A 12,774-nucleotide genomic window follows, 5' to 3' on the forward strand; every position below is an offset into this window, starting at 1 on the left:
CCGTCCGGACCGCCATTTTTTTAAAAAAAGAATAAAAATATCATTATCATGGGTCGGTAGCTCAGTTGGTAGAGCATTAGATTGAAGCTCTAAGTGTCGGCGGTTCGATTCCGTCCCGACCCACCATGATATGCCGGTGTAGCTCAGTTGGTAGAGCAACTGACTTGTAATCAGTAGGTCGAGGGTTCGACTCCTTTCGCCGGCACCATGTTTTCGGAGGGGTAGCGAAGAGGCTAAACGCGGCGGACTGTAAATCCGCTCCTTCGGGTTCGGCAGTTCGAATCTGCCCCCCTCCACCATCTTTAATACTTCTTATATAGGGGCATAGTTTAACGGTAGAATAGAGGTCTCCAAAACCTTTGATGTGGGTTCGATTCCTACTGCCCCTGCCAATTTTAAATTTAATGTAAAGACCAATATAATGGCGATTGTGGTGAAGTGGTTAACACACCGGATTGTGGTTCCGGCATTCGAGGGTTCGATCCCCTTCAGTCGCCCCATTTTTAAATTTAATATAGAAGACATTAATTATAATGGCGATTGTGGTGAAGTGGTTAACACACCGGATTGTGGTTCCGGCATTCGAGGGTTCGATCCCCTTCAGTCGCCCCATTATTGGGGTATAGCCAAGCGGTAAGGCAACGGATTTTGATTCCGTCATGCCCTGGTTCGAATCCAGGTACCCCAGTTAAATATGCGGAAGTAGTTCAGTGGTAGAACATCACCTTGCCAAGGTGGGGGTCGCGGGTTCGAACCCCGTCTTCCGCTCCAATTTAAATAATAGTATGGCGGCATAGCCAAGTGGTAAGGCACAGGTCTGCAACACCTTTATCACCGGTTCAAATCCGGTTGCCGCCTCCATATAATTTAAAATTAATACTCTAATAATATAATGCCGGTGTGGCGGAATTGGCAGACGCGCACGACTCAAAATCGTGTTCCTTTGGAGTGTCGGTTCGACCCCGACCACCGGTATCCTATAAATCGCATGAAACCAACGTTTATGCGTATATATTAACACTTTCAATCTTAACAATTACTACTATTAAGTAGTGTGAATTAAGTTTGGAGGTGTTTTTTTATGCGAAGAAAAAACCTACTCAATGCAAAAGAGCGTGAAAATGCTCGTCCTCAAATAGTTGAAACTGGACAACGTACAATAATAGATTGTTTACGTTTATTCCTCAATGATTCAAAACTACGAAATGTTAGACCAGCAACCATTCGATACTATGAGCGTGAAATTACTTATTTTCATAGAGAGATAGAAGTTACATTTGTTGAAGAAGTAACTTATGACGTGATTAAAGAAGGCATTAAAACAATGCAAAATCACAATTTAAAAACTTCAACAATTAACACACGATTAAGAGCCATTAGAGCCTTTTATAATCATTTATTTAACTACAAAGTGATTAAATACAATCCTGTTGAACATTTAAGGTTGTTACGTGACCGAGAGCCAATAATTGAAACTTATTCTAATGTACAGATAAGAAAATTACTTCCAACATGTGATTTAACTACCTTTGTAGGTTTACGAGATTATACAATTATTTATTTGCTATTTGATACTGGTGTAAGACTTTCTGAAGCTGCTGGAATTGAAATAGATGATATTCAATTTGCTGAAGGTTTAATAAGAATTAGACGTACCAAAAATAACTTTGAACGCTTTGTACCATTACAAAAAACACTTTCAAGACAATTGAAAAGTTATTTAAAAGTACGTGGAATTACTGAAAGCAATGCACTATTCGTTACTTTAGATGGTACACCCTTAACAAATGGTTCAAGAAAGATACTGCAAATATAGCACCAATATTAATTTTGATAGTACAATTTTGCTCAACAATGGAAAATTTCCTTTTCAGAACAAAATTTCTATGAGTTTAATGCTTTGTGAATTAAATATTTTGCTTGTTCAACATCTTTTTTATAAACTAAAATTACATATTGTCTTTCATATTTTGTATTCATTCCAAAACTACCAAAGTTTCCTCTACTAGTTCGAGAAGAACCGTCTTTCACTCTATAAGAATATTTTATTCCTTCTATTGCTAAAATCTCTCTTATTTTAGATAAATCTTCTAAAGAATATGTAGCATAAACTTCTTCTTTAAAAAACGGCATATTATCCCTCCGTTACTTTTTCTTTCATTATTGAATAATATTCCGCAAATATTTAAAATATCCTTGTAAATTAGTTAATTATTCCACAAGCGGCAGAAAATAAATTACGCAAAAGTGGGCAAATGAAAAAGGCAGCTACAATATAAATATAGCTACCTCTTAGAATTACATATTATTTTTTAGATTTACTAGAATAGTACATCAATCCTAAAACAGTTAAATAACCTAAAAGCCCCGCAAATAAACCAATCCAATCAACTCTTTTATGTAAGATAAAATCTAGGATAATATAAGTAACTGAGAATAATATTATATATAAAAATAATTTGTTAATTCGTTTCATAAAAAACAACCCTATCCTTTGAAATTTATTTTTACTTTAGCATGAGAACTAAAAATAGCTTATATGTGCTTTATTTGTTTCAGTAGTTTTTTCAGTTTCACCACATGCAGCGAGTAATGAAACCGCCAATAAACTGCTTAAAAATATGTATTTTTTCACATTTACACCCCATAATTTAACATTTGATAAATATTATAGCATACATAATAAAGTTAGAAATATGATTCCAATACTATATAGATTTAATAATCGAATCTCTAACAATAAAATGCCTTTCGAATACCTTAGGGGTTAAAGATGCTCCTGAATCTTTCTTGATTGTCCTATGGAAGTCAAATCGCTAGCAACAGCACCATTGAAACGGATGGAACAGGAACAGTGATAGGGGAAGGTAATATCAAAAAAAGATTCCGACATGTTTCAATAGGAAAATGCAAAAGGGAAATTAAGGCTAATATCGAATTACTAGTAAAGTGGTTAAATCTATTATAGGAGTAATGAATGATGACTATTTTAATGAAGGAACTTCCTGACTATGAGGTTGCATATGTTAGGCATACTGGTAGCTATTTTGAACCTCAGCCTCATTGGGAGATATTAGGACAGTGGGCAGCAAAAAATGGACTATTTCCACCTAACCAATATTTTATTGGAATCTCTTTAGATAATCCCGAGTTTGTGGATGCAGAATCTTGTCGTCATGACGCATGTGTAACAATACCTGATGGATTTAAAAAGGAACCCCACGAAGATATACAGTATAAAAATATTTCAGGTGGACTGTACGCACTATATCAGTTCTATGATACACCTGAAAAGTTAGTTAATGCTTATCAAATAATTTTTGGGGAATGGTTGCCTAATAGTGATTATGTTGCAGATCATAGACATAGCCTCGAATTTAGCATGAATAACCCAATAGATGATCCTGAGGGGAAATGTAAAGTAGATTTGTATGTGCCAATAAAGAAAAAGTTATCAAAAGAAGAATTGTTAAAAGAGTTTGAACAACTAGTTGTTTGGGTTGAAACCTTGAAAAAGTATTCTGAAAAAAACTTCAATCTCCCGATTTCAAAAGGAAAATGGTCAGTTGCAGAAATAATTTCTCATTTAATGTTTTGGGATAGATATATTCTTGAAGAAACACTTCCGTACATGAAGCAAAATGCTGATATTAAAAGCATAGAATTTCAAGAATTGAATGATAAGGCTTCTGAGTATTCTTTGTCAGGTGTTACTGTAAAAACATTGATAGATCAATTTATTGAAGGTAGAAATGTATTAGTATCTAAGTTAAGAGAAAAATCGGAAGAAGAGTTTTCAGTACACTTTAAGATAAATGGTGAAGAAGTAGATCCCTATTCAGGTTACCCTCATACAATCTTTAATTATATAAGTAGTTTTCTTTGGCATGATAACCACCACAAAAATCAAGTGGTAGAATTTTTCAATAATGAATATTCACACGAACATCAAGTAAAATAAAAATATCGTAATTGTTAGGGCTTTTTTGTGTTCTCTTGAATTCTCAAATGTTGAAAAGACAGATCTTAAATGATCTGTCTTTATTTTTGTTTCTGAAGAAATCCTGTATAAAGTGACAGTTAAATGCAAATTATGGTAGTAATAATCGAGTATACGGGAGGATATCAATTATGTATATGCAAACGGATCATACAATTATCTACTGCTATAATTGTAAAGCGAATACCATTTATCACCACAAAGACACACATGGTAACAGCTATGTGGAAAGTCATTGCTCTGAGTGTGGATGGATGGAATGGCAGAATAGAGCAGTTGAACGCGAATTGGGAAGATGGATTGATTTTAATAAAGAGCATGGTATAGGAATCAATTTGTCAATCGAGTCTAATGAGAAAATAAACTAATATGTAAATAATTAAGAAGATAGAGCTCTTATTCAATTTTTACAGATGAATGTGAGCTTTTTTAATTTTTCCTAATAAATAAAGGAAGTTCGAATGTTCAAAACATGTAAATAAATAGCCAATATAGTCGACTTTTTGATAAAGTAAAGATAATTGATTTGAAATACGAGGAGTTTTGAACATGAAAAGACGTCCACCAAGATTACAAAAAGGGGATACAGTGGGTATTATTGCGCCATCTAGTCCTCCGAATATAGAAAGATTAACGAAATCACTCGATTTTCTTGAAGAATTAGGTTTACGCTATGTTTTAGGTAATACTGTACAACTACATAATCATTATCTGGCAGGATCAGATGAGGATCGTGCCAAAGATTTACAAGAAATGATTGAAGATCCGACAATTAAAGCTATTTTTTGTGCAAGTGCTGGTTTTGGTGCTGCCAGAATAGCTGATAAAATTGATTATTTATTATTTGAAGAAAACCCGAAAATTTTCTGGGGTTTTTCTGATATTACATTTTTACACACTGCAATTGGTATGTATTCAGATATTGTTACTTTCCATGGGCCTACATTATCAAGTATCGGCCGTGATGATGTAACAGAACGGACGAAGCATATGTTTAAGCAATTATTCCAACCAGCAGAGATTCACTATGATGAAAGTATTTCACCACTTACAACGATTTGTGGAGGAGCAGCACGTGGTGAATTAACGGGTGGTAACTTAACATTAGTTGCAAATAGTTTAGGAACAAAATTTGAAATTAACACAGAAGGGAAAATCCTACTTATTGAAGATATCGGATTAGAACCTGCTCAAATCGATGGATTGCTTAACCAACTAAGACAAGCACGCAAATTTGAACAAGTAAAGGGAATTGTCATTGGCGATTTTACAGAAATAAATCCAAGAGAATATGAAGATTCACCAAATTTAGAGGAACTGTTTGAATCCTATTTCAAGGAATTAAACATTCCTGTGGTAAGTGGCTTTAAAATTGGACACTGCGAACCGAATGTTGGAATTCCATTAGGTGTTGACGTAATTTTAGATGCAGACAACAAAAATTTAGCTATATTACCAGGTGTAGAATAGAAAACGAAGGATCCAATTTTATTTAAAAATTGGATCCTTTATTTATACTATCGAAAAATTTATGGTTAAATATTTTACATTATTCTATTATGTATATTTAATTAATAGAATCAATTTCATAATGGAAAATTTAAATAAAATATACGAACATTTCATGATATCCAATTTTGTTCATTTCAACGCTTTCGACGGCGAATCCTCGAAAATGTATTTTTTGCATTTTCTTCGTGCGATGTTAATTCAGTAGATTCATTCAAAGCCCTACGTGAAAAGCTTGCAGGAACATAGTGAGGGCACTGAAAAAGTAAAAAAAGTTGAAAATTTATAATAAAAATCTTGTATAGCTATCTTTGTTAAAGTGGAAATAGCAGAGACTCCTGTGGGAAAACGGACTAGACGAGACCCCGCAGGAACATTAAGGAACGGAGTCTAAGAACGCCACGTCCTGTGGCAACGACTCCGTGACCAACATCCTGTTGCCCCGAGGAGGCTCAACGCTCGCCCGCGGAAAGCGAAGCTAATTCCACAGCATGTAGAAACCAGATTAATGGATTTATAAAATTGACTTAAATAAAAAGTATTTTCTGTAAAAATAAAGGATTGTTACATTTTCTTACTTAAAAATAATTGAATATTCAGAAATTTACTGGTAATATATCAATAAACAGTAAGAAGTTAGGTAGGGGGAATCAGGATGAAATATTTTCTTTCAGTAGACATGGAGGGCATTACAGGGTTACCAGATTATACATTTGTGTCATCTTCAGAACGTAATTATGAAAATTCGCGAAGAATTATGACACAAGAAGCAAATGCAATTATTGAATCAGCATTTCAAAACGGAGCAACAGAAGTTTTAGTTAACGATAGCCATTCGAAGATGAATAATTTATTAGTTGAAGAATTGCATGAAGATGCAACATTAATGTCTGGAGATTTTAAGCAATTCTCGATGGTACATAATGTGGACGAAACATTTGATGGCGTCATGTTTGACGGTTATCATGCAAGAGCTGGTATGCCAGGAGTGATGAGCCACTCAATGACATTTAGTTTTAGAACAATGTTCATCAATGATGTAGAGATTGGTGAAATCGGCTTTAATGCTTATGTTGCAGGTTATTATGGGGTGCCTGTTATTTTCTTAGCAGGTGATGATTGTGCATGCAAAGAAATTGAAGCGTTAATTCCTGGTATTGTTACTGCTGCAGTAAAAGAATCAATATCAAGATCTTGTGTAAAAACACTCCATCCTAAAAAGGCGAGAGAGTTAGTTGCAGCAAGAGTTGCAGAAGCAATTGCTAAAAAGGATGAGATTAAGCCACTAACACCACCAGAAAACCCAACATTAAAAATTGAATTCACGAATTATGGTCAAGCAGAATGGGCTGCCTTAATGCCTGGAACAAGAATTATTGAAGGTACGACAATCGTAGAATTCCAAGCAAAAGATATTTTAGAAGCGTATCGAGCAATGTTAGTTATGGCGGAGCTTGCATTCCAAGCAAAATATTGTTGATGACATCATAGAAAGAACAAAGGGGAGATTTGTATGGTGAAATATATCATCAAACGATTTTTGATGATGGTCGTGACAGTTTTAATCATCGCGACGTTAACATTCGTTTTAATGCATTCCATTCCTGGGTCGCCATTAGATAGTGATCGTACGACGAATCCAACAATTCAAGCAAACTTGGAAAAGTTTTATAAGTTAGATCAACCACTTTATAAGCAATATTTAAGTTATTTAGAAGCAATCGTAACGTTTGATTTTGGGCCATCTATTAAAAAGCCAAATGAAACCGTGAATAGCTTAATTAGTAGAGGTTTTCCAATATCATTCGAACTGGGAATGGTAACAATAATAGTCGCTCTTATATCTGGTGTGATATTAGGAACCTTAGCAGCACTCCGACATAATGGTGTGATTGATTATTTAGCTATGACATTTGCAGTTATAGGAATTTCGTTGCCAAACTTTATCTTAGCTACAGTATTAATTAAAGTGTTTGCTGGAGAGCTTGGCTGGTTTCCTGCAGCAACTTGGGAAAGTCCGAAACATATGGTGCTACCAACACTCGCGTTGGCAACTGGTCCGATGGCAATAATAGCGAGGTTAACGAGGGCAAGTATGCTTGAAGTATTGACACAGGACTATATAAAAATGGCAAAAGCAAAAGGTTTAAAACCTTGGAGAATCATTGTTCGCTATGCTTTACGAAATGCCATGATGCCTGTCGTAACAATTATGGGGACGATGCTTGCGGGTATTTTAACAGGAACATTTGTAATTGAGAAGATTTTCGCAATTCCGGGTATGGGGAAATATTTCGTAGAAAGTATTAATAATCGTGATTACCCAGTCATTATGGGGACAACGGTATTCTATAGTGCGTTTTTAGTTTTTATGTTATTCCTTGTAGATATTGTTTACGGAATTTTAGATCCACGGATCAAATTGCATAAAAAAGCAGGTGATGCATCATGACGAATGTACATGAAATAGAAGTTAAAGACGAGTGGTTTAAACCAAAAGGAAAAAATATAGAAAAAGCAGAAAATGTTGTGAGGCCATCACTTTCATATTGGGCTGATGCATGGAGACGATTAAAGAAAAATAAGTTAGCGATGTTTGGTTTGTGCTTTTTGATTTTCTTGGGACTAGCTGCTTTTTTTGTCCCAATGTTTTCTCCACATTCCGTAACAACAACTGATTTACCAAATCAAAACAAAGCTCCATCAATGAGTAATTGGTTTGGAACAGATGAGATGGGACGAGATGTATTTACGAGAACATGGTACGGAGCACGTATTTCGTTATTTGTAGGATTAATGGCTGCTATTATTGATGTCACAATAGGCATTATTTATGGAGGAATCAGTGGCTACAAAGGTGGCAAAGTAGACCTATTTATGATGCGTATAATTGAGATTTTATATGGTTTACCACATTTATTAGTCGTAATTCTACTATTGGTAGTTATGGAACCGAGCTTAACAACAATTATCGTTGCATTAACCATTACAGGATGGGTTGGTATGGCACGAATTGTACGTGGTCAAGTATTACAGATAAAAAATTATGAATTTGTAACGGCTTCTAAATCATTTGGAGCTAAAACATTCAGAATTATTCGAAAAAATTTACTGCCAAATACAATGGGTCCTATTATTGTACAAATGACGTTAACCGTTCCTAGTGCAATCTTTGCAGAGGCATTTTTAAGCTTTTTAGGCTTAGGAATTCAAGCTCCATTTGCCAGTTGGGGTGTAATGGCGAATGATGCATTGCCCGTTATTTTATCGGGATACTGGTGGAGATTGTTCTTCCCTGCATTATTTATTGCAATCACGATGTTTGCATTTAATGTTTTAGGAGATGGATTGCAAGATGCACTAGATCCAAAACTTAGGGGGTGAGAGAGATGACAAGTAAAACGCAACAATATAATGAACAACTCCAAAATCTCTCCACAGCAGTTGGAAAGAAGATTCTAGAAGTTCAAGATTTACACGTAACCTTTAAGACATATGGTGGTGAAGTACATGCAGTTCGAGGAGTAACCTTTGATCTTCATGAAGGAGAAACCCTTGCAATTGTAGGAGAATCAGGCTGTGGTAAAAGTGTAACATCGAATGCCATTATGGGTTTGATTCCACAACCTCCTGGCAAAATTTCAAATGGTAAAGTGTTTTTTAAAGGGAAAGATTTAGCGAGTTTAGATAAAAAGGCAATGCGGAAAATCCAAGGGGTAGATATTTCAATGATTTTCCAAGACCCTATGACGGCACTAAATCCAACATTAACAATTGGTGAGCAGCTAACAGATGGTCTTAGAAACCATAAATCAATTAGCAAAGCCGAAGCTAAGAAAAAAGCGATTGAAATATTAAATTTAGTAGGTATTTCAAATCCAGAAGAACGACTAAAACAATATCCTCATCAATTTTCGGGAGGGATGAGACAACGAATTGTGATCGCTATTGCACTTATTTGCGAACCAACATTATTAATCGCAGATGAACCAACAACTGCTTTAGATGTAACAATTCAAGCTCAGATTCTCGAACTATTTGAAGAGATTCAGCAAAAAACTGGCGTGTCCATTATTTTAATCACTCATGATTTAGGGGTAGTGGCGAAAATTGCAGATCGTATCGCTGTAATGTATGCAGGCAAGATTATCGAAATCGGTACCAAACGCGAAATCTTTTATCAGCCGACACATCCATATACAAAAGGGTTATTAAATTCAGTTCCACGACTCGATTTGTTAGAAGAGGAACTAGAACCAATAGAAGGAACGCCTCCAGACTTATTTGCACCACCCAAAGGATGTGCATTTGCTGCGAGATGTCCATATGCGATGGAAGTGTGTGATTATGTACAACCAGAGACAACCTATTTATCTACTAGTCATTATACGGATTGTTGGTTGCAAGATTCACGAGCAAAGGGATTATTTGATTAATCGGTGATTGGCACTTAGTGCTTCACATAAATTTAAAGGGGAAAGAGGGGAAATGTATGAAGAAAAAATGGCTTCCGCTAGTCTTCATGTCAATACTAATGCTTGTATTAGCAGCATGTACAGCAAACAAAGATGCCGGTAAAGAAAAAGAAGGAACAAGCGATGGTGGAAAAAAAGATGAAAAGGTTTTACGTTTAAATAATGCTGTTGAACCAAGCTCTTTTGACCCATCTGTAGCATTTGATGCAGTTTCATGGGCTCCATTAAATAACTTAATGGAAGGGCTAGTTCGTTTAAATGACAAAAATGAACCTCAACCAGCAACTGCAGAGAAAATTGATATTTCAGATGATGGTTTAACGTATACATTCACACTTCGTGATAATGCAAAATGGTCTAATGGTGATACTGTAACTGCTGGTGATTTCGTTTATGGTTGGAAACATATGCTAGATCCAGAGACAGCTTCTCCTGCTGCGTTTTTAGCTTACGTTATTGATGGTGCAGAAAACTACAACACTGGTAAAGGTAAACCTGAAGATATTGCAATCAAAGCAAAAGATGATAAAACATTTGTCGTAAAATTAAACGCTCCAACTGAAGCATTCTTGAACATTATTTCAAATCCAAGTTTCTTCCCAGTAAATGAAAAAGTGGCTACTGAAAATCCAAAATGGTTTGCGGAAGCAGATTCATTTGTTGGAAACGGTCCTTTCAAATTAGAATCATGGGAACACGATTCTAAAATGCTATTTGCAAAGAATGATCAATATTGGGATAAGGATACTGTGAAATTAGACAAAGTTGAATGGGCAATGGTAAATGATACTAACACTGAATACCAAATGTATCAAAATAATGAGTTAGATATCTCATCTGTACCTTCAGAACTTGCTGCAGAATTAAAAGATAACAAAGAGTTAACAAATGAGGACCAAGCAGGTATCGCATTCTATCGTTTCAATGTTGAGAAAAAACCATTTACAAATGAAAAAGTTCGTAAAGCATTTGCTATGGCTGTAGACCAACAAAATCTTGTTGACTATGTAACGAAACAAGGCCAAAAAGCTGCTCACGGTTTCGTAAGTTATGGTTTAACTAATGGAAAAGGTGAAGATTTCCGTGAAGTAACTGGCGATTTAATCACATTTAACAAAGATGAAGCGAAAAAACTTCTTAAAGAAGGTATGAAGGAAGAGGGCTGGTCTAAACTTCCAGCTGCTACTCTAACTTACTCTACAACTCCAGATAACAAAAAAATTGCAGAGGCACTTCAAAGTCAATTCAAAGAAAATCTTGGCGTAGATATTAAACTTCAAAGTGTAGAACCTGCTGTGTTTATGACTGAACAAAAAGAATTGAAACATCAATTATCTCGTTCATCATTCTTATTCGACTATGCAGATCCAGTAAATGCACTAGAAAGCTTTATTACAGGTTCTTCTATGAACCGTACAGCTTGGTCTAATAAGAAATTTGATAAATTAATCGCAGATTCTAAAAAACAAACTGATAATGATAAACGTTGGAAAATGCTTCAAGATGCAGAGAAAATCTTAATCGATGAAGCACCAATCATTCCACTTTATTTCTACAACCAATTAGCTTTACAAAAGCCATCTGTAAGTGGAATAGTTCGCCACCCAGTAGGTTACTTAGAGCTTAAATGGGCAGATAAAAAATAAAAAAAGTTGCAGTGTCACATTGTGGCACTGCTCTTTCTTCCATAAATAAGACGATAATTCATGTATTGTCGCTTTATTTATGAAAGAAAAGGAGGAATTAGAATGAAACGTCAACCAAAGAGATTACAGCCTGGAGATACGATTGGGATTATTGCACCTGCAAGCCCACCAAATCTCAAGAGTTTGGAAAAGTCATTAGATTTTTTACAACAGTTTGGTCTTAATTATAAATTTGGAGAATCCTTATTCAAAGTGAATGGTTATTTAGCCGGTACAGATGATGAACGATTAAATGATTTACATCAAATGTTCGCAGATCCAAATATTGCAGGCATTATATGTGCTTGTGGAGGATACGGAGCAGCTCGCTATACAGATCGTATTAATTTTGACTTAATCGCACATAATCCAAAAGTGTTTTGGGGTTATTCTGATATTACCTTTTTACATACAGCCATCGGTAGATATTCCGATTTCATAACATTTCATGGCCCAATGCTTGCCTCAGATGTTGGAAAAGATACATTCCAGGAGAAGTCTGCCAAAATGTTCGAACAACTATTTGAACCAACAGTCCTCCAATACGATGAAACATTTGCATCTATTACAATGTTTCGGCCAGGACAATGCCAAGGCGAGTTAACAGGTGGCAATCTTAGCTTGTTATCTAATGGCATTGGAACAAAATATGAATTGAATACACAAGGTAAAATTTTAATCATTGAAGATATAGACGAAGAACCATATCGTGTCGATTGTATGCTAAATCAGCTTAGACAGGCAGGGAAATTCGATGATGTTGCAGGTATTATTATTGCTGATTTTTGCCATGCAGAGCCATCAAAGAGAAAGGTTTCCTTAACATTAGATGAAGTATTTGAACATTACTTTGGAAATCTTACAATCCCAATTGTAAAAGATGTGAAAATAGGTCATTGCCAACCTCATTTCGCAGTACCATTTGGAGCAAATGCATTTTTAGATGCAGATGAAAAAACAATCACAATACAACCGGGGGTTCAATAACGATCGCATTGGAAATGTAAAAATATTGTATTTCTATCTATATTGAAGTGGAATCAGCGTAGACTCCTGCGGGAAAGCGAGACAGGTGAGACCCCGCAGAAGCAATTAAGGAACGGAG

At 35.4% G+C, this 12,774-nt stretch carries 11 protein-coding genes, 10 tRNA genes and 1 pseudogene; 21 read left to right on the plus strand and 1 reads right to left on the minus strand.

All coding sequences use genetic code 11. The features are described 5' to 3' along the window. Positions 1 to 50: 50 nt before the first annotated feature. From ABE048_RS12625 to ABE048_RS12675, 11 genes are all read left to right on the plus strand, one after another. A tRNA-Phe gene (locus ABE048_RS12625) sits at positions 51 to 126 on the plus strand. A 6-nt stretch (positions 127 to 132) separates the two neighbouring features. Then, positions 133 to 208: transfer RNA gene (locus ABE048_RS12630), tRNA-Thr, on the plus strand. Between the two features lie 7 nt (positions 209 to 215). Then, a tRNA-Tyr gene (locus ABE048_RS12635) sits at positions 216 to 299 on the plus strand. A 19-nt stretch (positions 300 to 318) separates the two neighbouring features. Further along, a tRNA-Trp gene (locus ABE048_RS12640) sits at positions 319 to 392 on the plus strand. 32 nt (positions 393 to 424) lie between these two features. Next, positions 425 to 500, plus strand: a tRNA-His gene (locus ABE048_RS12645). 36 nt (positions 501 to 536) lie between these two features. Beyond that, positions 537 to 612, plus strand: a tRNA-His gene (locus ABE048_RS12650). A 4-nt stretch (positions 613 to 616) separates the two neighbouring features. Continuing rightward, positions 617 to 688, plus strand: a tRNA-Gln gene (locus ABE048_RS12655). Between the two features lie 8 nt (positions 689 to 696). Continuing rightward, a tRNA-Gly gene (locus ABE048_RS12660) sits at positions 697 to 771 on the plus strand. 16 nt (positions 772 to 787) lie between these two features. Further along, positions 788 to 861, plus strand: a tRNA-Cys gene (locus ABE048_RS12665). Between the two features lie 33 nt (positions 862 to 894). Then, positions 895 to 975, plus strand: a tRNA-Leu gene (locus ABE048_RS12670). 106 nt (positions 976 to 1,081) lie between these two features. Beyond that, positions 1,082 to 1,816: a tyrosine-type recombinase/integrase gene (locus tag ABE048_RS12675; protein WP_430311629.1), complete on the plus strand. Its 735-nt coding sequence runs from the start codon at positions 1,082 to 1,084 to the stop codon at positions 1,814 to 1,816. Between the two features lie 68 nt (positions 1,817 to 1,884). On the opposite strand, the gene ABE048_RS12680 is transcribed toward ABE048_RS12675, so the two are convergent. Then, positions 1,885 to 2,133, minus strand: a complete 249-nt coding sequence (locus tag ABE048_RS12680) for a hypothetical protein (protein WP_430311630.1) — start codon at positions 2,131 to 2,133, stop codon at positions 1,885 to 1,887. A gap of 847 nt (positions 2,134 to 2,980) precedes the next feature. Between ABE048_RS12680 and ABE048_RS12685 the strand changes: the two are divergent. The 10 genes and pseudogenes from ABE048_RS12685 to ABE048_RS12730 all read left to right on the plus strand — a co-directional run. Beyond that, positions 2,981 to 3,448, plus strand: a pseudogene (locus ABE048_RS12685) (AraC family transcriptional regulator); the annotation flags it as partial. After that, on the plus strand, positions 3,434 to 3,961 hold the full coding sequence (locus ABE048_RS12690; protein WP_430311639.1) for a DinB family protein: 528 nt from the start codon (positions 3,434 to 3,436) through the stop codon (positions 3,959 to 3,961). The pseudogene ABE048_RS12685 and the gene ABE048_RS12690, both read left to right, overlap by 15 nt. Before the next feature lie 170 nt (positions 3,962 to 4,131). Continuing rightward, positions 4,132 to 4,368 (plus strand): hypothetical protein, encoded by a 237-nt coding sequence (locus ABE048_RS12695; protein WP_430311631.1) that lies wholly within the window; start codon positions 4,132 to 4,134, stop codon positions 4,366 to 4,368. Between the two features lie 181 nt (positions 4,369 to 4,549). Beyond that, the gene (locus tag ABE048_RS12700; RefSeq protein ID WP_430311632.1) at positions 4,550 to 5,470 is read left to right on the plus strand and encodes a S66 peptidase family protein; all 921 of its coding nucleotides are present in this window, start codon (positions 4,550 to 4,552) and stop codon (positions 5,468 to 5,470) included. Between the two features lie 694 nt (positions 5,471 to 6,164). Continuing rightward, positions 6,165 to 6,989 (plus strand): M55 family metallopeptidase, encoded by an 825-nt coding sequence (locus ABE048_RS12705; protein WP_430311633.1) that lies wholly within the window; start codon positions 6,165 to 6,167, stop codon positions 6,987 to 6,989. A 33-nt stretch (positions 6,990 to 7,022) separates the two neighbouring features. Further along, positions 7,023 to 7,961: an ABC transporter permease gene (locus tag ABE048_RS12710; RefSeq protein WP_430311634.1), complete on the plus strand. Its 939-nt coding sequence runs from the start codon at positions 7,023 to 7,025 to the stop codon at positions 7,959 to 7,961. Continuing rightward, positions 7,958 to 8,893 (plus strand): ABC transporter permease, encoded by a 936-nt coding sequence (locus tag ABE048_RS12715; protein ID WP_430311635.1) that lies wholly within the window; start codon positions 7,958 to 7,960, stop codon positions 8,891 to 8,893. The genes ABE048_RS12710 and ABE048_RS12715 overlap by 4 nt, the downstream gene beginning before the upstream one ends. Before the next feature lie 5 nt (positions 8,894 to 8,898). Next, positions 8,899 to 9,945, plus strand: coding sequence for an ABC transporter ATP-binding protein (locus ABE048_RS12720; protein ID WP_430311636.1), 1,047 nt, complete (start codon positions 8,899 to 8,901; stop codon positions 9,943 to 9,945). Between the two features lie 56 nt (positions 9,946 to 10,001). Continuing rightward, complete coding sequence (locus ABE048_RS12725) at positions 10,002 to 11,630, plus strand: peptide ABC transporter substrate-binding protein (protein ID WP_430311637.1); 1,629 nt, start codon at positions 10,002 to 10,004, stop codon at positions 11,628 to 11,630. 102 nt (positions 11,631 to 11,732) lie between these two features. Then, a complete protein-coding gene (locus ABE048_RS12730) occupies positions 11,733 to 12,656 on the plus strand; it encodes a S66 peptidase family protein (protein WP_430311638.1) in 924 nt (307 codons plus the stop codon). Positions 12,657 to 12,774: the final 118 nt, after the last annotated feature.

Origin of the sequence: Rummeliibacillus pycnus (assembly GCF_050459865.1) — a bacterium.
Lineage (GTDB): Bacteria > Bacillota > Bacilli > Bacillales_A > Planococcaceae > Rummeliibacillus > Rummeliibacillus pycnus_B.

Coding starts and splice junctions, on each gene's coding strand:
- ABE048_RS12680 (WP_430311630.1), bottom strand. CDS start 2,133: ATGCCGTTTTTTAAAGAAGAAGTTTATGCTACATATTCTTTAGAAGAT.
- ABE048_RS12705 (WP_430311633.1), top strand. CDS start 6,165: ATGAAATATTTTCTTTCAGTAGACATGGAGGGCATTACAGGGTTACCA.
- ABE048_RS12675 (WP_430311629.1), top strand. CDS start 1,082: ATGCGAAGAAAAAACCTACTCAATGCAAAAGAGCGTGAAAATGCTCGT.
- ABE048_RS12715 (WP_430311635.1), top strand. CDS start 7,958: ATGACGAATGTACATGAAATAGAAGTTAAAGACGAGTGGTTTAAACCA.
- ABE048_RS12730 (WP_430311638.1), top strand. CDS start 11,733: ATGAAACGTCAACCAAAGAGATTACAGCCTGGAGATACGATTGGGATT.
- ABE048_RS12720 (WP_430311636.1), top strand. CDS start 8,899: ATGACAAGTAAAACGCAACAATATAATGAACAACTCCAAAATCTCTCC.
- ABE048_RS12695 (WP_430311631.1), top strand. CDS start 4,132: ATGTATATGCAAACGGATCATACAATTATCTACTGCTATAATTGTAAA.
- ABE048_RS12710 (WP_430311634.1), top strand. CDS start 7,023: ATGGTGAAATATATCATCAAACGATTTTTGATGATGGTCGTGACAGTT.
- ABE048_RS12700 (WP_430311632.1), top strand. CDS start 4,550: ATGAAAAGACGTCCACCAAGATTACAAAAAGGGGATACAGTGGGTATT.
- ABE048_RS12725 (WP_430311637.1), top strand. CDS start 10,002: ATGAAGAAAAAATGGCTTCCGCTAGTCTTCATGTCAATACTAATGCTT.